The organism is Tsukamurella ocularis, from assembly GCF_965138335.1.
GTDB classification, from domain to species: Bacteria; Actinomycetota; Actinomycetes; order Mycobacteriales; family Mycobacteriaceae; genus Tsukamurella; species Tsukamurella ocularis_A.
This window is the reverse complement of record NZ_CBCSDV010000002.1, coordinates 53,568-74,220: the sequence shown is the minus strand read 5'-3', so window position 1 is coordinate 74,220 and position 20,653 is coordinate 53,568. Positions and strand designations below refer to the sequence as shown.

Here is a 20,653-nt window from a genome sequence, read left to right as displayed (position 1 = left end):
GCGCCTCCTTATTCGATCGCGACCGGCTCGCCCGGTACCTCCCCGGACGCGAATGCGTTCTGCACGTCGGGGATGAGGTCGGCGAGCGCCGCGGGGTAGACGGGGTCCGCGAGCACGCGGATCTCGTCGGGGGTGCACCAGCGCATCTCGTCGAGGGTCCGTCGTTCGAGCTCCGTCCAGCCCGACGGTGCCGGATCGAAACGCTCGCACTCGACCGCGAAGAAGTACTCGACGGAGTCGATCACCTCGCCGTCGAACGAGAAGACGGCCTCCCGTCGATAGAGCGGCCCGACGAACGCCGACGGCGCGATGACCCGCCCCGTCTCCTCCCGCAGTTCGCGTGCGGCGGCGGCACGCAGGTCCTCGCCGCGCTCGACTCCCCCGCCCACGGTGAACCACCAGTGGCCGGCCGGTCGCCGTCCGGCCGGGACGGGCTCGTGGCCGCGGACGACGAGCACGGCGCCGGCGGGGTCCACGACGATGACGCGGGCGGAGACGCGCCGCTCGTCGTTCGCGGCGAGCAGGGCCGCGGGCAGGATCCCGCCGCGGTCGACGATGTCGAAGTACTGCGGCATCGGCGCGGTGCCGCCGAGGTGCAGCCAGCGCACGAACCGGCGGCCGCGCAGGGCCCGGGTGTCGCGGACGGCGTCGTTGTGGAACCGCCGGGCCATGGTCACGCGGGTGTCGGCGTCGGCGATCTCCGCGACCAGCGACCGTGGCAGGGTCTCGATGTCGATGGCGCCGATCGCCGCGGAGAGCCGGTTCTCCATCGGCATCCGGTCCTCGGGCGCGGCGTTCTCGGCGCGGTCGGCGGCGGCGCGCAGCGCCTGCCCCGGTTCGGGCGGCAGCGTCGCGGCCACGGCCCGGGCGACGGCGGACCGTCGGGCGAGGGCGGCGTCGAGCGCGGCGAGCGAGAGGTCGACCCGGACGTGCAGCCGGTCCAGACGGTGCGCGGTCTGGTACGCCAGGGCCGCGACGATCAGCACGGCCATCACGATCAGCCCGATGACGAGCACGGTCGTGGCGGTCAGGTTCAGCACGGCTGCGCCCCCTCTCAGTCGTCGATCGACACGACCACGCCGGGCACGGCGACGGTCTCGTACACGCGGATCACCTGCTCGGCCACGACGGACCAGTCGAAGCGCCACACCACCTCGGAGGCGTGGGTGACCAGCTCGGCGCGGCGGAAGTCGTCGTCGAGCAGCTCCACGATCGTGCGGCCGAGGGCGGCACCGTCGCCGACCGGGAACAACCGGCCGGCCTCGCCACCGTCGAGGACGCGCTCGAAGGCGTTGAGATCGCTCGCGACGACGGCGGTCCCGGCGGCCATGGCCTCGACCAGGACGATGCCGAAGCTCTCTCCGCCGAGGTTGGGCGCGACGTAGACGTCGGCGGAGCGGAGCGCGGCGGCCTTCTCCTCGTCGGTGACGGCGCCCATGAGCCGCAGGTGCTTCGCGTACGGGCCGGCCTCGCGCAGCAGCTTCTCCTCGTCACCGCGGCCGATGACGAGGACCTCGATGTCGGGCTGCGCCGCGACGATGGCGGGCAGCGCCTCGAGGAACACCGCCATGCCCTTGCGCGGCTCGTCGTACCGGCCGAGGAAGAGCACCGTCTTCCCCGGCCGCGGGTACCCCGGCAACGGATCGCCGTCGGAAAAGGCGCGCACGTCCACGCCGTTGGGGATCTCGATCGCGTCGGAACCGAGCGATTCCATCTGCCAGCGACGGGCCAGCTCGGAGACCGCGATCTTGCCGCGGATCTTCTCGTGCGACGGGCGCAGCACGCTCTGGAAGACGGAGAGCACGAGCGACTTCTCGGTGGACGTGTGGAAGGTCGCGACGATGGGCCCGTCGGCGATGGCCAGCGCGAGCATGCCGAGGCTCGGCGCGTTCGGCTCGTGCACGTGGAGCACGTCGAACTCGCCTTTGCGGATCCACTTGCGCAGCCGACCGAAGGCCTTGGGGCCGAAGGAGAGCCGGGAGACGGAGCCGTTGTACGGGATCGCGACGGCCTTGCCCGACGACACGGCGAAGTCCGGGAGCACCGTCTCCTTCGAGGAGGGCGTGAGCACCGAGACCTCGTGGCCGCGCTCGATGAGCACGCGCGCGAGGTCCACGACGTGCGCCTGCACCCCGCCCGCCACGTCGAAGGAGTACGGGCAGATCATCCCGATCCGCATCAGCGCACCCCTGAGTCCTCACCCGGAGGGCCCTCGGCCGCGTCCCCCAGGATCCGATCACGGCGGGCCCGGGACCAGTCCGCCTCCCACAGGGGCTGGAGCATGTGCCAGTCGGCGGGGTGCTCGGCGATGTTGCGCTCGAAGGCGTGTGCCAGCTTCTGCGTGGCGCTCTCCACGCCGCCCGAGACGTCGACGGGCGCCTCGGCCTTGAACCCCCACGCGTCGCCCTCGAACCAGCAGTGCACGGGCAACAGCGGCGCACCCGTGTCGATCGCGAGCTTCGCGGGGCCGGCGGGCATCCGGGTGCGCTCGCCGAAGAAGGTGACGGGCACGCCGTGCCGCGCGAGGTCGCGCTCGCCGAGCAGACAGATCGGGCGGCCCTCGCGCAGTCGCTGCGCCAACGCGGGCATCGGCGGCTGCTCCCCGCCCGAGAGGGGGAAGATCTCGAATCCGAGCGACTCCCGGTACTCGACGAACCGACGGAACAGCGACTCCGGCTTGAGGCGCTCCGCGACGGTGGCGAAGCGTCCGTACTTCTGCGCGAGCCACACGCCGGCCATGTCCCAGTTGCCGCTGTGCGGCAGCGCGAGCACCGCGCCGGTGCCCGCCGCCATCGCCTCGTGCAGGCTGGGCACGTCGACGTACTGGTCGAGCCGCGCGCCGAGCTCGACCAGGTCCATCGACGGCAGCCGGAAGGACTCGCGCCAGTACCGCGCGTAGGACCGCGAGGAGTCCTCGATGAGGCTCTGCGGCACGGCATCCGGTGTGGTGCCGAGGACGCGCGCGAGGTTCTTGCGCAGCTGGGCGTTCTCGCCGCGTGCGCCCAGGCGCCCGCCCACGTCGTCGATGAGGAACTTGGCGGCGGACTCGGGGATCCGCTTGGCGACGGCCCAGCCGGTGCGGTAGGCGAGGTCGGCGACCTCTGCGCGCGGGTCGATCACGCCTGGTCCTCCTCGTGCTGCGCGGTCGCCTGCGGCAGCGGTAGCAGATCGGTGGCGCCGGGCGAGCGGCGCACGCTGAGGGCGCGTTGGAGGACGGTGACGATGCTCGTGACCGCCAGGAACCACATCGCGACGTGGATCGCCCACCACAGGCCCAGGCCGGTGAAGCCGGCGCCGACGAGGACGATGATGAGCCGCTCCGGGCGCTCGATCCAGCCACCGTCGCCCTTGAGGCCCGAGGCCTCCGCCCGGGCCTTCGCGTAGCTGATCACCTGCGAGGTGACCAGGCAGATGAGGGTGGCGACCAACAGGTTGTAGCGGTTGTCCTCGGTGAACACGGCCCACCAGGCGAGGCCGGCGAAGATCGCCCCGTCGGCGACGCGATCGCAGGTGGCGTCGAGCCACGCCCCGAACCGGGTGCCGCCGCCGCGGACGCGGGCCATGGCACCGTCGAGCATGTCGAACATCACGAAGAACCAGATGATCAACGTGCCGACGAAGAGGTGGTCCGTCGGGAAGAGCCAGAGCGCCGCCGTCACCGAGCAGGCGGTGCCGAACAGCGTCACCGCGTCGGGGGTGAGACCGGTCCGGATCAGTACCTTCGCGATCGGATGGGTGACCTTGGAGACCGCCTCACGGCTGAAGATCGCCGACACTCCTAGACCTCCTCCCAGGCCTTCGCCATCAGCGCCCGGGTCTGTCCGAGGAGCTGCGGCATCACCTTAGTGCCCGAGAGCACCGTGATGTAGTTCGCATCGCCGGGCCAGCGGGGCACGATGTGCTGGTGCAGGTGCTCGGCGATCGAGCCGCCGCCCGACCGGCCCAGGTTGAACCCCACGTTGAACGCCGCCGGTCGCGAGATCCGCTTGATCACGCGGATGGTCTTCTGGGTGAGCTTGATCAGCTCGAAGGCCTCGTCGTCGGTGAGGTCCTCGAGCTCGGCCACCTGCCGGTACGGCACCACCATGCAGTGCCCGGGGTTGTACGGGAACAGGTTGAGCACCACGTAGCAGTGCTCGCCGCGGGCCACGATCAGCCCGTCCTCGTCGGCCAGTTTCGGGATCTCGAGGAAGGCCGTGCTGCCCTCCGGGACGGGAGGGGAATCGACGAGGTACCGCATCCGGTACGGCGTCCACAACCGCTCGATGGTCTCGTCGCCGTCGCCGACCCCGAAGTCGGTGTGCGCTCCCCGCGCGTCGCCGTCCGTGGCGTCCGTCATCGATTCCTCTCCCCGTCTCGTCCGTCGGCTCCGGTCAGGCGGTCCCGACGGTGCTCTCCGCGGGTCCCAGCAGCTCGGCCGTCGGGGATTCGTTGCGGCGCGCGTGCACCCAGTCGACGATCCGCTGCACGGCGTCCTCGACGGGCACCTGGTTGACCTGGGTGCCGTCGCGGAAGCGGAAGCTGACCGCGCCGGCGTCGCGGTCGGTCTCGCCCGCGAGCAGCATGAAGGGCACCTTCTGCGTGGTGTGGTTGCGGATCTTCTTCTGCATCCGGTCGTCGCTGTGGTCGACCTCGGCGCGGATGCCGTGCTTCTTCAGCGCGCGGATCACCGTCTCCAGGTGGTCCCCGAACTGCTCCGCCACGGGGATGCCGACGACCTGTACCGGAGCGAGCCAACCCGGGAACGCGCCCGCGTAGTGCTCGGTGAGCACGCCGAAGAACCGCTCGATCGAACCGAACTTCGCCGAGTGGATCATCACCGGCTGCTTCTTGGTGCCGTCAGCGGCGGTGTACTCGAGGTTGAAGCCCGCGGGCTGGTTGAAGTCGTACTGGATCGTCGACATCTGCCAGGTCCGCCCGATCGCGTCCTTCGCCTGGACCGAGACCTTCGGGCCGTAGAACGCGGCCCCGCCCGGGTCCGGCACCAGCTGCAGGCCCGACTCGATGCACACCTCTTCGAGGATGGCCGTCGCCTCGGCCCACTGGGCGTCCGACCCGATGAACTTGTCGGAGTCACCGCGCGTGGACAGTTCGAGGTAGAAGTCGTTGAGCCCGAAGTCGCGCAACAGCCCGAGGATGAACTCCAGGAGGTGCTTGATCTCGTCCTTCGCCTGCTCGGCGGTGACGTAGCTGTGCGAATCGTCCTGCGCGAACCCGCGCACGCGGGTGAGCCCCTGGATCACGCCGGACTTCTCGTAGCGGTAGACGTGCCCGAACTCGAACAGGCGCAGCGGCAGTTCCCGGTACGACCGGCCGCGCGACCGGTAGATCAGGTTGTGCATCGGGCAGTTCATCGCCTTGAGGTAGTAGTCCTGCCCCTGCTTGGTGATCTGCCCATCGGCGCCCCGCTCCTCGTCCACGTGCAGCGGCGGGAACATCGTGTCCGCGTAATACGGCAGATGACCGGAGGTGTGGAAGAGGTTCTCCTTCGAGATGTGCGGCGTGCCGACGTACTCGAAGCCGTTCTCGATGTGCTTGGCGCGGACGTAGTCCTCCATCTCGCGCTTGATGATGCCGCCCTTGGGGTGGAACACGGGCAGGCCGGAGCCCAGCTCGTCGGGGAAGCTGAACAGGTCCAGCTCGGCGCCGAGCTTGCGGTGGTCGCGCTTCTCCGCCTCGGCCAGCAGCTCGAGGTACTCGTCCATCGCCTCGGCGGACTCCCAGGCGGTGCCGTAGACGCGCTGCAGGTCGGCGTTGTTCTGGTCGCCGCGCCAGTACGCCGCGGAGCTGCGGGTCAGCTTCACCGCGGGGATGTACTTGGTGGTGGGCACGTGCGGGCCGCGGCACAGGTCGCCCCAGATCCGCTCGCCGGTACGGGGATTGAGGTTGTCGTAGGCGGTGAGCTCGGCGCCGCCGACCTCCATGACCTCGCTGTCCTCGGCCGCGCCCTTGTCGTCGATCAGCTCGAGCTTGTACGGCTCGCCCGCCAGCTCGGCGCGAGCCTCGTCCTTGCTCTCGTAGACCCGACGGCTGAACTTCTGCCCCGCCTTGATGATCTGCTTCATCTTCTTCTCGAGGCTCTTGAGGTCCTCGGGGGTGAAGGGCTCAGCGACGTCGAAGTCGTAGTAGAAGCCGTCCTTGATGGGCGGGCCGATACCCAGCTTGGTGCCGGGGAAGCCGTCCTGCACCGCCTGCGCGAGGACGTGGGCGGCCGAGTGGCGGATCACGCTGCGCCCGTCCTCCGTGTTCGCCGCGACGGCCTCGACCTCGGTGTCGGTGTCGGGGATCCAGCTCAGATCCTTGAGCGTGCCGTCCGTGGTCTTGACGACGACGACGGCCTCGGGGCCCTTGTTGGGCAGATCCAGCTCGCGCATGGCGGCCCCGGCGGCGATTCCTGCCGGGACGACGAAGGTGGTGCTCACAGTGCTCCTAGTCATGTAGCGGGCGGCATACCTGGCCGCACGCGGTTGTCAGTGCGTTCGATCCTATCGGTCGCCGACCGCGCGACGCCGCCCGAGGCGACGCTCAGGCGAGCCGCGCCCGGCGCTCCTCCGGCGTCTGCCGGGGGCAGCTGAGGCACTTCGACATCCCGGGGCACAGGTAGAGCAGGCAGCAGGAGCCCCGTCGGACGACGGTGCCGCGCCCCGGCACCTCCTCGAACCGGGCGGGCGGGGCGTCGGGATCGCAGGCGCGCAGCAGCCCGTCGGCGACGGCGCGCGCGTCCACGGCGTCGAGCGACGCCAAGGCGATCGAGTCGGTCGCGATCGCCCAGAGCGACCGGAGCGAGGCTCCCGATTCGGCCGCGAGGGCGGGGATCAGTCGCCGACAGGCGCGGGCGAGGTCGCCGCCCGGGTCGTCCGACGGTGCCGACTCCCCCACCTCCGGCCACCCGCCGGGCCCGGACCGGACGACCGCCGAGGACGAGTCCCGTCCGGCGACCGCGAGTCGGGCCAACGCGCCGGACAGCGCGTACCAGTACAGGACTCCGGCGACGCGATCGTCGGGGGCGGCGAGCGAACGCCGGAGCTCCGCGATCACCCGAACAGCGGACTGGCGAGCCAGGGCCAGTCGATGCCGAACCAGCCGCCGATCATGGCGGCCGCGCCCAGCAGCCAGACGGTGGCCAGGACGATCGCACAGGTGCCGAGCCCGAACGCTGCCTTGACGACGATGTTCTGCCGGGAGAGCCAGTCGGCGAAGCGGTCGTAGCGCTCACGGGCGAATCGCAGGAGGCGGTGCGCCCACTCGAATTCGGTGGCGAGGATGCCGAGCCCGGCGAAGACGATCAGCCAGCCCGGTCCCGGGTACGGGATCGCGATGATGCCCGCGATGAGCACGATGCCGCCGATGACGCCGACGCACACCCGCCACGCGAGCGTGCCGTGCCGCGACGCCTTGATCTTCGCGCGCCACGCGCGCAGACCGGTCCGCGGCGACTCCTTCTGCTGGTCATGCATGGTTCCACGGTACCGGCGCCGGCCGGAGACCGCCTCGAGCGCAAGCGATGCAGCCGGACCGCCGGCCCGTACTCGGCGCCGCACGCGCGCATCGAATCGGCGCACATCCGCTTGTGTGAAGTCGATATGAAGTACAGCTGTACGACAATTACGGGCGCTTGCGATCGCCATTTCCGGCGCCCCGAAACAGTTACGAATACACCGATTGACCACGCGAATTCGATCGCAAATAGATGGAACGAGTTCTGTTAGATCTCTTAGCATTTCGCTACTGCGCGGTAGGCAGAATCACGTCGAGCGAATAGTTTCAAAACCTATTGGGAAACCATGGAATTGCTGATAACTTCAGAACTCCCAGGAGATGCACAGGCGCCGCTTCAGGCACTCGCACCGAGCGCAGACGCCGGGTTTTTGCTGGGTCCACATCCCTACCGCCCGGCGCGCTCGATCGAGCGTGTCGAACCTTCATGAACCGGAGGTCCTCCATGTCCCCTACCTCTCCCAAGCATGCCCGGAAGACGGTGCGCCGCAGCGCCGTAGCCGCCACCGCTGTCGCCGCGGCGGCCGCGATGACGGTCTCCACCCCCGCCGCGGCGAACGCCGCCCCGACCGGTATCCCCCAGGTCGACGCGATCCTCGCCGCCGCCCCGCTGCTCCCCGGCGGCATTCCGCTCGTGGCGATTCCGGTCATCGCGCCGCAGATCAACCAGGGCGTCGCCGCCTGGAACCAGATCCCGGTCCTCAGCGGCCTCATCCCGGTGAGCAACACGTCGGGCCCGATCATCTCGACCGGTCAGGTCCCCGGCGCGCCGGCCGGGTGGTTCGGCCTCGGCCAGCGGGACACGTTCACCGTCGGTGCGCCGCTGGGGCTCGGCGGCCTCTCCAGCACCACCTACGGCCTCGTCGGCCTCGGGCCGGGCCTCGGGCTCGGCAGCGTCGGCGGCAACATCACGTCGGTCAGCGGCCCGCTGGGCAGCGGGCTCACCCTGAACACGTCGCTCAGCGCGATCACCGCCGGAGGCCTCACCACCTGGACGCCGTCGCTCGGGCTGGGCGCCACCGCGCCCCTGGGCCTCGGGGGCGCGACCGCCACCATCGTGCCCGTGAAGGTGACGTACGGCGCCAACACCTTCATCGTGGGTCTGCCCGCCATCAACCTGGGCCTCACCACTCCCCTGGGCGGCGGAACCCTGGCCCTCAACCTCGGCAGCATCGGATTCCAGAACGGCCAGCTGGTCCTCGTCACGCCCAGCATCACGGGTGCGGTCACCACCCCGCTCGGCGGCGGCAACGTCGGCGTGACGCCGGGAACGATCACCGTCGGGACCGGCGGACTCACCGTCGACGCTCCGGACGTGACGGCCGGCGTGAACGTCGGCAATGTCGTCACCGCGGGGCTCAACGTCAACGGTGGCGGCGGCAGCATCACGCCGACCGGCGTCTCGGTGACCGGCCCCGCGGGCTCGGGCACCGTGACCACCCCCCTCGGCGGCGGCAAGGTCGAGGCGACCACCGGTAGCGCAAACGCCGGCACCAACGGCGCCTCCGTGACCGGCCCGACCGTCAAGGCCGAGGTCGACACCCCCGTCGCCAGCGGCAAGACCGAAGTTTCCACCGGCTCGGCGACCGTCACCACCAACGGCACCACCACGGTGACCGGACCGAAGGCCGAGGCCGAGGTCACCACGCCGGCGGGCAGCGCGAGTGGCCACGTGGAAGCGGGCGAGGCCTCCGTCAGCCCGAGCACCGGCTCGGCGTCGGTGACCGGCCCGTCGGGTGGCGTCGAGACCACGACCGCCGCGGGCAACCACGGCGTCGAGGCCGACACCGGCTCGGCCACGGCCGATTCCAGTGGCGTCAGCGTGACCGACACCCCGTCGGTGGACGTGCACTGATCCGATAGCAGGGGCCGNNCGGCGTACCGTGCGACCATGAGCACCGACTGGCGAGAGCGCACCGTCGAGAAGATCCGCGGCCTGATCCAAGAGGCGGAGCCGGACACCATCGAGGAAGTGAAGTGGCGCAAGCCCTCCAATCCTGACGGCGTGCCCACGTTCACGCTCGGCGGCCTCCTCTGCACCGTCGAGACCTACAAGGACAAGGTCAAGGTGACGTTCGCCAAGGGCGCTGCGATCGACGACCCGTCGGGCCTGTTCAACGCGAGCCTCACCGCCGGCACGCGCCGCGCCATCGACATCGCGGAGGCCGACGCGCTCGACGAGGCCGCCTTCCGCGACCTCATCTCCCGCGCGGCGGCGCTGAACAGGTCCTAGAAGTTCTCGTACAGATGCGCGTGCTGGGGACACAGGTTCTGAGCGGCGTACAACACGAACAGCTTGCCCTCGTACGTGAGTCCACCGTCCACCTGATTTCCGCCGGGGAAGTACGCCCGCGTCGCGGCGGTCGCGTCGGTGGGGTTCTGGTCCAGCATCCGGCACGCGCGGTAGCCGCCCGCGAGCATCTCTGCGTCCGTCGTGTACCGCCCATTCGGTCGGACGTACATGGGCAGGCTGCTCGTTGAGGTGAGAAACGCGCGTTCGCCGGCGACGGGGGCCGCAGCCGCCGACGACGTGGCCGGGACGGTCGTGGTCCGAGTGACGATCGACGTGACCGCAGGAGCACTAGTGGTCGTCGTGGTCGTCGTAGGGGCGGGCGTCGTCGTGCTCACCCCCGCCGCACCCGTGTCTGCAGACGGCGCCGCGACGGGAGGGCCGTCTCCATTCCCCCGGGTCAACACGAACACCCCGAGCGATGTCGCGGCGATGGCGAGCACGACGACCACGGCAACGAGAATCGGCACTGCGCGCGACGTCCGCTGCGGCATCAGGTCGACGGCCCGGACCTCGGTCGGCGCGTCGGGCATCGCAACGGCCCCTCGCGCCGGCGATGCGGCTACCGCCGTCCGCGCGAAGGCCGGGTCCACGTCCGCTTCGGCCGCCTCCTGGAGCGCCGCGACGAATTCGGCGCACGACTGGAAGCGATCGCCCGGGGTCTTCGCGAGCACTTTCGCGAACACCGCGTCGAACGAATCGGGAAGGCGCGGAGCGACATCGCTCATCCGCGGCGGCGCCTGCGTCAGATGCGCGTTCATCAGGGCCGTGATCGACGTGCCGGTGTACGGCGGCCGTCCCGTCAGCAGGTGGAACGCGGTGCACCCCAGCGAGTACACGTCGGCCCGATTGTCGAGGCCCTCGCCCTCGATCGCCTCGGGCGAGATGTACTGCATGGTGCCGACAGTGATCCCTGTCGAGGTCAACGATGTCGCCTCACCGGCCGCTTTGGCGATGCCGAAGTCGGCCAGCTTGATGGATTCGATCTGCGGGGCCCCGTCGGCACCGTCGATCCCGACCAGGATGTTGGCGGGCTTGACGTCGCGATGCGTGATCCGTTGCTTGCGCCACGCGTAGTCCAGCGCAGCGCCGGCGCCGCCGGTGAGCTGGATGGCCAAGTCCGGGTCGAGCGGACCGTCGACCTTCACGAGCTCCGACGCGTCGGTGCCGTCGACGTACTCCATCGTGATCCAGAGGCGATCCTCGAACTCACCGCGGTCGTGCAGTGTGACGATGTTCGGGTGCGACAGCTGGGCCAGGAGATCTGCTTCGCGCTGGAACCGAACCTTGAAGTCGTCGTTGCGGGACACCCCGGAATCGAGCAGCTTCAGAGCGTCCTGCCGAGGTAGGCGTGGGTGCTCGACGAGGAACACCTGGCCCATCCCGCCTGCGCCGAGCTGACGAACCACACGGTATCCCGCAATTTCGGTGAACTCCACTGCAACCTGCCTGTTCTCGACGAGGAGTCCGATTCTGTCACGAAGGCTCGACGGTGCGACGCGCCCTCCGCACCGTCACGCCCGGGTGATCTCCTGCGCGAGCATCACGATGATGCCGCTCGGGCCGCGGACGTAGGTGAGTTTGTAGATGTCCTCGTAGACCCCGACGCCGCGCAGCGGGTGGCAGCCGTGCTTCGCCGCGATCGCCAGGGCCTCGTCCAGATCGTCGACCGAGAACGCGACCCGGTGCATGCCGATCTCGTTGGGCAGCGTCGGCTCGGTCTCGATCGCGTCGGGGTGGATGTACTCGAACAGCTCGACCCGCCCCTGGCCGTCCGGGGTCTGCAGCATCGCGATCTTGGCGTGGTTCCCGTCGAGCCCGACGGCGGTGTCCGTCCACTCGCCGCTGACCGTCTGCCGACCGATCACCGTGAGGCCGAGGTCCGTGAAGAACGCGATCGTCGCTTCCAGGTCGCGCACCGCGATCGCGACGTTCTCGAGTCTGATGGCCATGCGGCTGAGGCTATCGATCGCGCGCGCCCTCCGCAGGCCGCATGGCAGGCTCACGACGATGGATGCCGATCATCGACTCAGCAGGTCGCGGAGCGCGCTCGTCGTCGTCGATGTTCAGGGTTCGTTCCCCCGCATCGCCCACGACGCGGGCGGCGTTCTCGCCCGGCTGGTCTCCGTGCTCGCGATTGCCCGCATCCGTGGCGCGGCCGTCGTGTTCACGCGGCAGCGGTTCGGCGACCGCACCCCGGAGCTCGTCGCGGCTCTCGCACCCGCCGAGGGCGACGTGGTCGTCACCAAGGAATCGCCGGATGCCTTCGACGGGACCGACCTGTCCGACGTTCTTGCAGCCACGGGCACAAGGTGTGTCGTGATCGCCGGGTTCGCCACCGAGGCGTGCATCGACTCGACGGCGCGCAGCGCGTTGTCGCGCGGCTTCGACGTGGTCCTCCTGTCGGACTGCCATACGACGACGATCGACCGCGGAGCGGATCCGGTGGCGGCGCCGGATGTGATCGCGCACTACAACGCGACCTTCGCCCGCCTCGACTATCCCGGGCGCTCCATCGCCGTCGTCCCCGCCGAGCGCGTGCGGTTCGGCTCGTAGGGGCGGCGATCCTGCGCCGGCCGCCCTGATCGCTGCGGCGGGCCCCAGAAACGAAGAAAACCGCCTGTCACCAGGCGGTTTCTCGGTGGTCCTAGCTGGGATCGAACCAGCGACCTTCCCCGTGTGAAGGGGACGCTCTCCCACTGAGCCATAGGACCGAACTCGTGCGCGCCTCCGTGTTACCAGGGAGGCGAACGAGAGAGAACACTAACACGACGGCTGAGGGAAAGGGTAATCGGGGACCCCACCAGCGGATACAGTTCCGGACCGTGAGCCGACGAGGCGACGGGGGTGCGCCCCACCACCCCGACTGCGCGCGAAACATGGAGTGACCTGCCGATTTGGCAGAGCGCTCGATGTTCACGTAGTGTTCTCTCTCGCACCGGAAAGGCGCTTTCGAGCGCCGGTCCGGACGAATGCGGATGTAGCGCAGTTGGTAGCGCATCACCTTGCCAAGGTGAGGGTCGCGGGTTCGAATCCCGTCATCCGCTCGAAGTGGGCTTACCGTGGCGGTGTGGCCGAGTGGTGAGGCAACGGCCTGCAAAGCCGTGCACACGGGTTCGATTCCCGTCGCCGCCTCCAACACGCTCAGCCACTCCGCAACGGAGCGGCTGAGCGCCACTTCATGTAAGCGCGATTAGCTCAGTGGGAGAGCGCTTCCCTGACACGGAAGAGGTCACTGGTTCAATCCCAGTATCGCGCACCACCAAGAAACCCCCTGTTCGCAGGGGGTTTCTTGCGTTATACCCACTCGTCGGCGGGTGGCGGTCAGTTCCTCACGGGGAGACCGTGGCACGAACACCGCTCCGGCGGAGCGTCCGCGGCACCCGCCGATTCCATCGACACAGCAGGTGTCGATCCATCCTCGTCATCACCCAACTCCGGCTCGGGTTCCGACTCCGGCTCGGGCTCCGGCTCCAGCTCGGGTTCGACGGCGACGGGCGGCGCGACGGTCGCCTCGGTCGAGTCCGCGGCGCGCGCGTCCGCCGGCTCTACCTCGTCGCGGGCCGGCGCGACCGTCGGAGAGGGGCCCGACGAGCGCCAGCCCGCGAGCAGATGCGCGACGTAGAGCGGCACACCCACGAGCCCCGCGACCACGCCGAGCGCGCACAGTCCGATCGTCACCTCGACGGGGATCGCGTCGATGAACCCGGTGGCGATCGCCGCGACGATCAACCCCACGCACGCTCCGTTCCAGAGCAGGGCGCGGTCGGGCGCACGCGATGAGGCTCGGGTAGACACGGGTACTCCCACCGGTCACTCAGTGCTCGAAGGGCCGATCTGCTTCAGCCCGGGACGAAGGTCGATCAGGTGGACACCGCGACCGTACAGCGCGATGCATTTCGCCATCGTAGCCGCTCGCGCCCGGCTCCGCCCGGAAGCTATCGGCGCCCCGCGCCGAATACGGATGCACCCCAACATGATCGACCGTCGGCGTAGGCCGTCGCGTTCAATCGTTTACATTCGCGCGGCGCACCGTCTCGAATCATCATGCATTGCAACCACATACGCCAACCCGACCGAGCTCCCGGCGGTGCCGCGAACCCATCGCCCGGAACAGCCACGGCTGCGAGCGTGCAACCCCGAGCAACCCCTGAAAAACGCCCTGCCGGCCGGCGTACGAGCGGATATTCAGCAGCGGCCACCTGTTGAACAGCGAGAAGGACTGAGGGAGAATGCAAATGCGAAACCCGGACCAAAGCGATCAAGCGCCGCGAGCCGCCCGAAACCCCCGCCGTGCACGCACGAGCTCCGTGGCCGCTCCAACATGGGACTCCTGGGCCCGCCCCGCCGGCTTCCCCAGTATTCAGGCGGCATTGATCTGGGCCGCGCGCCAACCGACCGGAGCGTCCGACCCGATCCGCATTCTCGCCAGCAGGCTCGGAGTGCCGTACCGGGTCCTCCACTCCTCCGTCGTCGTTCAACGGTTCCTCCATTCCAGCGCCCTCGCCGACGCTCGACGCAACCTCGGGTACCCCAGGAGGTGAGAACCACTCCCTCGCGTTGACACTGCTTACATCCCCGCCTACTCTCAATGTAAGCACCGCACACATAGCCGAGGGCAGGGAGCCGAACACATGACCGCAGCAGCAACAGGCACCGTCGAGGTCGACCTGGGCGGGCGCACCGTCTCCGTCCCGAAGGACGGCCTCTACAACCGGTTCCGGATGGACACCCTGCTCGACGAGGCGGCCGCCGACCCGCGCGTGCCCGGCGTCGACTTCTTCCGCGCGCTGCCGAAGACGCGGGTCGACTCCCCCATCGGGCCCACCCGCACCCCGAACTTCTACTACGCGATGTCCTCCGCCCGACTGACGATGCTCGCGCCCACCCGCGCGATCCGCAGCCGCATCCCCGAGGAGCTGACCCCACTGGAGGTCGCGCCCGGCCTGGGTCTCGCCTCGGTCGTGTTCTTCCGCTACGACGTCTGCGACATCGACTTCTACACCGAGGCCGCAGTCGGCGTCGCGGTCCGTCCGGCGCGTCACGGCGGCCCCGGCGTCGCCGATCTCGCCTCCGCCCTCGGCGGCGACCACCTGCACTCCTACGTCCTCTCGCTCCCCGTCAACACCGAGATCGCGCAGGTCCGCGGACACGACGGCTACGGCTTCCCGAAGTGGGTCACCGAGCTGGACGTCGACATCACCGCCGAGCGCGCGACGGCGCGGATCGCCAACGCCGGCGGTGGCGTCGACCTCGCCTTCTCCGCTCGCACCCCGCGGCAGAAGCACCACGCGAGCGGAGCGAAGGTCGCCACGCTCACCTCGTACACGCAACGGGACGGCGCCTGGTTCTCCACGCTCAACCAGACGAACATGCTCGCGACGGGGACCTCGCTGTTCCCCCGCGGCGTCGACCTCACGCTCGGCGAGGGCCGTATGTCCGACGACCTGCGTTCGCTGAAGCCGATTCGCACGATCGCGCTCGACGTGAACACTGGAGCGCAGGCGGCCCTGCACATGCCCGTCCCGATCTCCGTCCGCTGACCCGTCGCACCCGACCGAAAGGCACTCCATGACCTCCATCCCCACGTCCATGCGCGCGATCGTCATCGACGACGAGAAGAACCTCGTCGTCGACGAGGTCCCCACTCCCGCGCCCGCCACCGGCGAGGTCCTCGTCCGGATCGAAGCCGCCGGCATCAACCGCGCCGACCTGCTGCAGCGACAGGGCCTCTACCCGCCGCCGCCCGGCATCACCGATGTCATGGGCATGGAGGTCTCCGGCACCGTCGTCGCGCTGGGGCCCGAGGTCGACGGCCCGACGGTCGGCGACGAGGTGTGCGCCCTCATGGCCGGCGGTGGGTACGCCGAGTACGCCGTGGTCCCGGCCGCACAGCTGTTGCCCGTGCCCGCCGGCGTCCCGCTGATCGACGCGGCGGCACTGCCCGAGGTCGCGAGCACCGTCTGGTCGACGATCGTCATGGACGCCAGGCTCAAGGCCGGCGACCTCCTCCTCGTGCACGGCGGCGGTAGCGGCATCGGGACCCACGCGATCCAGGTCGCGAAGGCACTCGGCGCGCGAGTGGCCGTCACCGTGGGCTCGGAGGGCAAGGCGCAGCGCTGCCGCGAGCTCGGCGCCGACATCGTGATCAACTACCGCGAACAGGATTTCGCGGCCGAACTCGCGGGCCAGGTGGATGTGATCCTCGACATCATGGGCGGCAGCTACCTGCCCCGGAACATCGACGCGCTGGGCGTCGGCGGGCGGCTCGTGATCATCGGGATGCAGGGCGGGTTCACCGGAGAGGTCAACGTCGGGGCGCTCATCGGGAAGCGGGCCCGCATCATCGGGCTGAACGTGCGGAATCGGCCCCTGACCGGCCCCGGATCGAAGGCCGAGATCGTCGCTGCGGTCGCCGCGGACGAGTGGCCGCTCGTCGAGCGGGGCCTCATCGCTCCGGTGATCTCCGCGCGGCTGCCGCTCGCCGAGGCGGAGCAGGGACAGGCCCTCCTCGAGTCGAAGGATTCCGTCGGCAAAGTCCTGCTGCTGCCGCGGGAAGCCTGACGCCACCAGCCGATTCGCGCCCGGGCGCAACCTTCGTGTAACTTGTTGCTCGCCCGATGGGCACGCGGATGTAGCGCAGTTGGTAGCGCATCACCTTGCCAAGGTGAGGGTCGCGGGTTCGAATCCCGTCATCCGCTCAAGGAGCCCCGGTCGCGTACGCGGCCGGGGCTTCAGCCATTTCCGGCGTACTGTGGCAGCCATGACCGCCGATCTGCTCCGGAGGCTCCCCCGCTGGGGCGACCTCTCCGCGCCGTGGATCGCGGTCGTCGCGCTGTTCGTCGCCGGCGTCGCCGTGTCCGACGGTGCCGCCGCCCTCGTCGGCATCGCCCTCGCGATCGCCGTGGCCGCCCTCTGTCACGCGGCCACGGAACGGGAAGACCGCGCACCGTCGGGCCCGCGGACCGGACGCGAACCGGACCAACGGCTGCGCGGCGCGTACCGCCGCAGTTCCATGCCCAACGGGGCCGGGCGGCCCCGTCGACCTCGAGCACCCGGCTGCGCCGCCTCCGCGGCGTAGCCCCCGTCCCGGCACACGCCGCACCCGCAGACCCCTTTCCCTGCGCGCCGCGGTCACTCGCGCGCGTTCCTGCCTGTGAGGTGCTTCCTTCATGCTCGATGTCGTCTACTACCCGATCTCCGCCGTCCTCTGGGCCTGGCACCGCCTCTTCGGTGCGGTCCTCGGCGCCGACAACGGCGTCGCCTGGGCGCTGTCCGTCGTCTTCCTCGTCTTCACCGTCCGAGCCCTGTTGCTGTGGCCCGGCATCGTCGCCGCACGCACCGGCCGGCAGGTACAGAAGTTGCGCCCGCAGTTGGACGCCCTCCGTCGCACGCATGGGAAGGACACGCAGAAGCTGGCCCGGAAGACGCAGGAGCTCCAGCGCGAACACGGCGTCCGGCCGCTGCTCGGCTGTCTGCCGGCGCTGGTCCAGATCCCCGTGTTCTTCGGCCTCTACCACGTACTCCGCTCGTTCAACCGCACAGGAACGGGCTGGGGCCGGCTCGGCCTCACGCCCGAGCAGAACGCGAACACCGCGAATTACGTCTTCTCCGTGAGCGACGTGCAGTCGTTCCTGGGCGCCCGCCTGTTCGGGGCGCCGATCTCGGTGTCGATGTCGAGTTCCGACACGGTGCTCGCCTCGTTCGCGCAGTTCGGCGGCGTGTCGAGTGTCGCCTCGGTCGCGGCCGTCGCGATCCCGCTGATGCTCGCGGCGTGCCTCGCGACGCACATCAATGCGCGGTTCTCGCTCCGTCACCAGGTGGCCGATCCCACCAACGGCCTGCAGACCGACCTGATGCGCACCCTCATGCTGTGGGTGATGCCGGTGGGCAGCGTCGTCGCGGGGCCTGTCCTGCCGGTCGCGATCCTGCTGTACTGGGTCGCGAACAACATCTGGACCTACGGCCAGCAGCACGTGACCCATCGGGTGCTGGAAAGGGACGAGGCACGGGCGGCGCGCGCAGTAGCGTGAGAGCGGACCGCGAAGGAATCGAACCAGCGCAGGAGCGAACCGTGGGCACGACGGTGACGGACGAACAGATTCAGGAGCTGGTGCAGACCGCCCAGCCGTTCAGCCTGGTGATCCTCCGGTGGGGTCCCCGCCGCGCGCAGGACGGCGCTGCCGCGATCGAGCTCGAGCACCAGCGGCGCATGGTCTCGCTGCGCGCCGACGGCGTGATCGCGATCCTGTGTCCGATCCTCGACGAGGCCATGGCCGGGATGGCGATCATGACGGTGTCCACCGACCGGGCCGAGGAGATCATCGCCGAGGACCCGTGCATCCGCGCCGGGATGATGCACAGCGAGGTCTACCCGTGCATGAGCTTCCCCGGGGACTCCCTGCCGGGTTAGTCGTCGCGACGTTCCGACCGGCGAGAATGGACGAAACACGGCCACCTGTCCACCATTCGCGGCCGCCTGCTAGCTTCCGACTGTGAGTGAACCCACGCCCGAACAGTCCCTCAACGATCGCGTCCGAGCCGCCTACCGGGCGGTCACCGACGAGGCGCGCGCCGAGAAGGTGGCCAAACAGCACGCCCGCGGCAAGATGACCGCCCGTGAGCGGGTCGCGCTGCTGGCGAACGGCGGATTCCACGAGTTCGGCGCCCTCGCCGGGCCCGGCCCCGCCCAGCAGGGCGCCGCTCCCCTCGTCGCTCCGGGCGACGGCGTGGTCACCGGCGTCGGCTACATCGACGGCCGGCCGGCGGCCATCGCGGCCTTCGACTTCACCGTGCTCGGCGGCAGCAACGGCGCGACCGGGATGGCGAAACTGGACCGGTGCGCCGAGCGCGCGCTGCTCGACGGGATCCCGCTGATCATGCTCATGGACGGCGGCGGGCACCGGATGCAGGAGGCGCTGGACTCCCGGCTCGCCGCGCCCGGGTCGCGGCTCCTGCTGCGCCTGGCCGACCTCTCCGGGCACGTGCCGCTCGTCGCCGCCATGATGGGGCCCGGTTTCGGTGCGCCCGCCAACATCTCGGCGTGCTGCGACTTCGTGACCATCGTGCGCGGCATGGGCACCATCGGCATCTCCTCGGCGCCGCTGGTGCAGGCCGCGACGGGTGAGAATCTCACCAACGACGAGATCGGCGGCGCCGACCTGCAGGCCGAGCGCGGCGTGGTGGACGTGGTGACCGATACCGAGCAGGAATCGGTGGACGCGATCCGCGCCTTCCTGAGCTACCTGCCCGCTTCCGCGGCCGACGAGCCGCTGGTCTCCGCCGGCCCGCACGAGCCCGGCGACACGGCGGACGGTATCGACACCCTCGTCCCGTCGTCGATGCGCCGGGCCTACGACGTGGTCGACGTGATCGAGGCGATCGCCGACGTCGACACCGTCTTCGAGCTCAAGCGACTGCACGCGCCGAACATCGTGACCGCGTTCGCGCGGATCGACGGCCGCCCGGTGGGCGTGGTCGCGAATCAGCCGCGCTTCCACGCGGGCGCGCTCGACGCCAACGCCTGCGAAAAGGCGGCGCACTTCATCGCCGTGTGCGACACCTTCGGGCTGCCGCTGCTCATCCTCATCGACCTGCCCGGCTTCCTCGTCGGCGCGGGCGCCGAGGAGACGAACCTCGTGCGGCGCAGCGCGCGGCTCGGCTACGAGCTGGCGGCCGCCACGGTGCCGCGATTCGTGATCGTGACGCGCAAGGCCTACGGCGCCGCGTACATCGCGATGGGCGGCGGCCGCAGCATCGAGGCCGACCTCTCGCTGGCCTGGCCCACCGCCGAGATCTGCGCGATCCCCATCGAGAGTGCGGTCGACCTCGCCTTCCGCTCGCAGTACGAGGCGGCGCCCGATCCGGCGAAGGCGCGCGGCGACCTCATCACGCTGTTCCAGGCGAACGTCGACCCGCTGCTCGCGGCCGACGGCTTCGGCATCGACGACGTGGTGCTGCCGTCGGCGACGCGGCCGATGCTGGCGGAGGCCCTGGGCCGGGTACGGCGCCGACAGCCGCGCGTGCCGCAGAAGCGCCGGTCCATCTCCCCGATCTGACCGGGGACTAGGCCCGACGGTGCCGGCGCACCGCGTCCGTGTTGGCGCAGCGCGGCGAGCAATACGACTGCCTGCCACCGCGGCTGGTGTCGGCGAAGACCCGCACGCAGCCCTCGCGGGCGCAGGCGCCGAGCCGCGCGCCCTCGGCCTCGGTGGTGAAGACGGCGAGCCCGCCGGCGGTGACCGCCTTGACCCGACTCAGCAGGGATTCGGTCTCCGGAGTGAAGTGCAGGTGCGGCCGCCAGTCGTCGTGGGCGGTGAGATAGATCCCCGCGGTGCCCGCGCCAAGAAGACGGTTCACCGCGGTGCACCGGTCGTCGACGGTCTCGGCGAGGAAGGGAGCGCGCAGCAGGTCCGCCCAGCCCCCGAGGCCGTCGACCGCGGCGGCGTCCAGCTCGACCCGCCGTATCTCGTGCTCGTGCAGCGCCGCGGCGACCCCGTCCTCGGACCACCCGCCATCGGCCCGGAGGTTCACCAGGTCGACGGCGAGCCGTACCCCGGTCATGTTGTCGTGATCGAACTGCACGGATCGATCATCCCGCCCGGGCGGCGATCTCGGGCTCCGACACGGGCACCTCGACGGTCCGGCCGACGAGCTTGATCCGCCACGCCCCGCAGGCGCAGCGTTGGTACATCACGATCCCCTCGCTGGTCGGGTGGTGCGATTCGGTCTCCCAGGCGTGGATCTGCATCTCGTTCTCGGTCATGCGATCGAGCGTGCGACGGGGCCATTCGACGTTTCAACCATTACACGACGAGCCACCGCACCGCCGCCGTCCTCGTACCCTAGGGGGGTATAGTAAGGTGG

At 70.0% G+C, this 20,653-nt stretch carries 22 protein-coding genes and 5 tRNA genes; 13 read left to right on the top strand and 14 right to left on the bottom strand.

Going from position 1 to position 20,653, the window contains the following annotated elements; genetic code table 11:
• Positions 1-8: 8 nt before the first annotated feature.
• The 8 genes from ACNAYW_RS03075 to ACNAYW_RS03040 all read right to left on the bottom strand — a co-directional run bounded on the left by ACNAYW_RS03075 (position 9) and on the right by ACNAYW_RS03040 (position 7,457).
• Positions 9-1,037, bottom strand: a complete 1,029-nt coding sequence (locus tag ACNAYW_RS03075; RefSeq protein ID WP_415848516.1) for an NUDIX hydrolase — start codon at positions 1,035-1,037, stop codon at positions 9-11.
• Between the two features lie 17 nt (positions 1,038-1,054).
• Positions 1,055-2,179 (bottom strand): glycosyltransferase family 4 protein, encoded by a 1,125-nt coding sequence (locus tag ACNAYW_RS03070; protein WP_415848284.1) that lies wholly within the window; start codon positions 2,177-2,179, stop codon positions 1,055-1,057.
• Complete coding sequence (locus ACNAYW_RS03065) at positions 2,179-3,117, bottom strand: phosphatidylinositol mannoside acyltransferase (RefSeq protein ID WP_415848515.1); 939 nt, start codon at positions 3,115-3,117, stop codon at positions 2,179-2,181. Before ACNAYW_RS03065 ends, ACNAYW_RS03070 begins: the two co-directional genes overlap by 1 nt.
• Positions 3,117-3,776 (bottom strand): phosphatidylinositol phosphate synthase, encoded by a 660-nt coding sequence (gene pgsA / locus ACNAYW_RS03060; protein ID WP_415848283.1) that lies wholly within the window; start codon positions 3,774-3,776, stop codon positions 3,117-3,119. The genes ACNAYW_RS03065 and pgsA overlap by 1 nt, the downstream gene beginning before the upstream one ends.
• A gap of 2 nt (positions 3,777-3,778) precedes the next feature.
• Positions 3,779-4,339 carry an HIT family protein gene (locus ACNAYW_RS03055; RefSeq protein WP_146487205.1) on the bottom strand — a complete coding sequence of 187 codons (561 nt, stop codon included), beginning with the start codon at positions 4,337-4,339 and terminating at the stop codon, positions 3,779-3,781.
• 34 nt (positions 4,340-4,373) lie between these two features.
• The gene (gene thrS / locus ACNAYW_RS03050; protein ID WP_415848514.1) at positions 4,374-6,374 is read right to left on the bottom strand and encodes a threonine--tRNA ligase; all 2,001 of its coding nucleotides are present in this window, start codon (positions 6,372-6,374) and stop codon (positions 4,374-4,376) included.
• Positions 6,375-6,525: 151 nt separating this feature from the next.
• Positions 6,526-7,038 carry a (2Fe-2S)-binding protein gene (locus tag ACNAYW_RS03045; RefSeq protein WP_415848282.1) on the bottom strand — a complete coding sequence of 171 codons (513 nt, stop codon included), beginning with the start codon at positions 7,036-7,038 and terminating at the stop codon, positions 6,526-6,528.
• Complete coding sequence (locus ACNAYW_RS03040) at positions 7,035-7,457, bottom strand: TIGR02611 family protein (protein ID WP_415848281.1); 423 nt, start codon at positions 7,455-7,457, stop codon at positions 7,035-7,037. Before ACNAYW_RS03040 ends, ACNAYW_RS03045 begins: the two co-directional genes overlap by 4 nt.
• A gap of 485 nt (positions 7,458-7,942) precedes the next feature.
• Here ACNAYW_RS03040 and ACNAYW_RS03035 point away from each other — a divergent pair, with 485 nt between their 5' ends.
• Together ACNAYW_RS03035 and ACNAYW_RS03030 are read left to right on the top strand one after the other, a co-directional pair.
• On the top strand, positions 7,943-9,352 hold the full coding sequence (locus ACNAYW_RS03035; protein ID WP_415848280.1) for a hypothetical protein: 1,410 nt from the start codon (positions 7,943-7,945) through the stop codon (positions 9,350-9,352).
• 36 nt (positions 9,353-9,388) lie between these two features.
• On the top strand, positions 9,389-9,730 hold the full coding sequence (locus ACNAYW_RS03030) for a DUF1801 domain-containing protein (protein WP_415848279.1): 342 nt from the start codon (positions 9,389-9,391) through the stop codon (positions 9,728-9,730).
• On the opposite strand, the gene ACNAYW_RS03025 is transcribed toward ACNAYW_RS03030, so the two are convergent.
• Both ACNAYW_RS03025 and ACNAYW_RS03020 read right to left on the bottom strand, forming a co-directional pair.
• On the bottom strand, positions 9,727-11,226 hold the full coding sequence (locus ACNAYW_RS03025) for a serine/threonine-protein kinase (protein ID WP_415848278.1): 1,500 nt from the start codon (positions 11,224-11,226) through the stop codon (positions 9,727-9,729). The two genes, ACNAYW_RS03030 and ACNAYW_RS03025, sit on opposite strands and share 4 nt — an antisense overlap.
• A gap of 75 nt (positions 11,227-11,301) precedes the next feature.
• The gene (locus ACNAYW_RS03020; protein ID WP_415848277.1) at positions 11,302-11,739 is read right to left on the bottom strand and encodes a VOC family protein; all 438 of its coding nucleotides are present in this window, start codon (positions 11,737-11,739) and stop codon (positions 11,302-11,304) included.
• On the opposite strand from ACNAYW_RS03020, the gene ACNAYW_RS03015 reads away from it, so the two are divergent.
• Complete coding sequence (locus tag ACNAYW_RS03015) at positions 11,672-12,343, top strand: cysteine hydrolase family protein (RefSeq protein ID WP_415848276.1); 672 nt, start codon at positions 11,672-11,674, stop codon at positions 12,341-12,343. The two genes, ACNAYW_RS03020 and ACNAYW_RS03015, sit on opposite strands and share 68 nt — an antisense overlap.
• Before the next feature lie 86 nt (positions 12,344-12,429).
• On the opposite strand, the gene ACNAYW_RS03010 is transcribed toward ACNAYW_RS03015, so the two are convergent.
• Positions 12,430-12,501: transfer RNA gene (locus tag ACNAYW_RS03010), tRNA-Val, on the bottom strand.
• 260 nt (positions 12,502-12,761) lie between these two features.
• Between ACNAYW_RS03010 and ACNAYW_RS03005 the strand changes: the two genes are divergently transcribed.
• From ACNAYW_RS03005 to ACNAYW_RS02995, 3 genes are all read left to right on the top strand, one after another.
• Positions 12,762-12,834, top strand: a tRNA-Gly gene (locus tag ACNAYW_RS03005).
• Between the two features lie 17 nt (positions 12,835-12,851).
• Positions 12,852-12,925, top strand: a tRNA-Cys gene (locus tag ACNAYW_RS03000).
• A 49-nt stretch (positions 12,926-12,974) separates the two neighbouring features.
• Positions 12,975-13,049 (top strand) — tRNA-Val (locus tag ACNAYW_RS02995).
• Positions 13,050-13,111: 62 nt separating this feature from the next.
• Here the strand turns inward: ACNAYW_RS02995 and ACNAYW_RS02990 are convergent.
• A complete protein-coding gene (locus ACNAYW_RS02990; RefSeq protein WP_415848275.1) occupies positions 13,112-13,525 on the bottom strand; it encodes a hypothetical protein in 414 nt (137 codons plus the stop codon).
• Positions 13,526-14,421: 896 nt separating this feature from the next.
• Between ACNAYW_RS02990 and ACNAYW_RS02985 the strand changes: the two genes are divergently transcribed.
• The 7 genes from ACNAYW_RS02985 (at position 14,422) to ACNAYW_RS02955 (ending at position 19,845) form a co-directional block, all read left to right on the top strand.
• Positions 14,422-15,330 (top strand): acetoacetate decarboxylase family protein, encoded by a 909-nt coding sequence (locus ACNAYW_RS02985; RefSeq protein WP_415848274.1) that lies wholly within the window; start codon positions 14,422-14,424, stop codon positions 15,328-15,330.
• A gap of 49 nt (positions 15,331-15,379) precedes the next feature.
• Positions 15,380-16,351 carry an NAD(P)H-quinone oxidoreductase gene (locus tag ACNAYW_RS02980; protein WP_415848513.1) on the top strand — a complete coding sequence of 324 codons (972 nt, stop codon included), beginning with the start codon at positions 15,380-15,382 and terminating at the stop codon, positions 16,349-16,351.
• Positions 16,352-16,415: 64 nt separating this feature from the next.
• A tRNA-Gly gene (locus ACNAYW_RS02975) sits at positions 16,416-16,488 on the top strand.
• Positions 16,489-16,550: 62 nt separating this feature from the next.
• Positions 16,551-16,868 carry a DUF6412 domain-containing protein gene (locus ACNAYW_RS02970; protein ID WP_415848273.1) on the top strand — a complete coding sequence of 106 codons (318 nt, stop codon included), beginning with the start codon at positions 16,551-16,553 and terminating at the stop codon, positions 16,866-16,868.
• Positions 16,869-16,959: 91 nt separating this feature from the next.
• Positions 16,960-17,820, top strand: a complete 861-nt coding sequence (gene yidC / locus ACNAYW_RS02965; RefSeq protein WP_415848272.1) for a membrane protein insertase YidC — start codon at positions 16,960-16,962, stop codon at positions 17,818-17,820.
• Between the two features lie 41 nt (positions 17,821-17,861).
• Positions 17,862-18,200 carry a YciI family protein gene (locus ACNAYW_RS02960; protein WP_415848271.1) on the top strand — a complete coding sequence of 113 codons (339 nt, stop codon included), beginning with the start codon at positions 17,862-17,864 and terminating at the stop codon, positions 18,198-18,200.
• Positions 18,201-18,282: 82 nt separating this feature from the next.
• Complete coding sequence (locus ACNAYW_RS02955; RefSeq protein ID WP_415848270.1) at positions 18,283-19,845, top strand: acyl-CoA carboxylase subunit beta; 1,563 nt, start codon at positions 18,283-18,285, stop codon at positions 19,843-19,845.
• Between the two features lie 7 nt (positions 19,846-19,852).
• On the opposite strand, the gene ACNAYW_RS02950 is transcribed toward ACNAYW_RS02955, so the two are convergent.
• A complete protein-coding gene (locus ACNAYW_RS02950; protein WP_415848269.1) occupies positions 19,853-20,371 on the bottom strand; it encodes a CGNR zinc finger domain-containing protein in 519 nt (172 codons plus the stop codon).
• Positions 20,372-20,378: 7 nt separating this feature from the next.
• The gene (locus ACNAYW_RS02945; protein WP_415848268.1) at positions 20,379-20,552 is read right to left on the bottom strand and encodes a hypothetical protein; all 174 of its coding nucleotides are present in this window, start codon (positions 20,550-20,552) and stop codon (positions 20,379-20,381) included.
• Positions 20,553-20,653 lie beyond the last annotated feature (101 nt).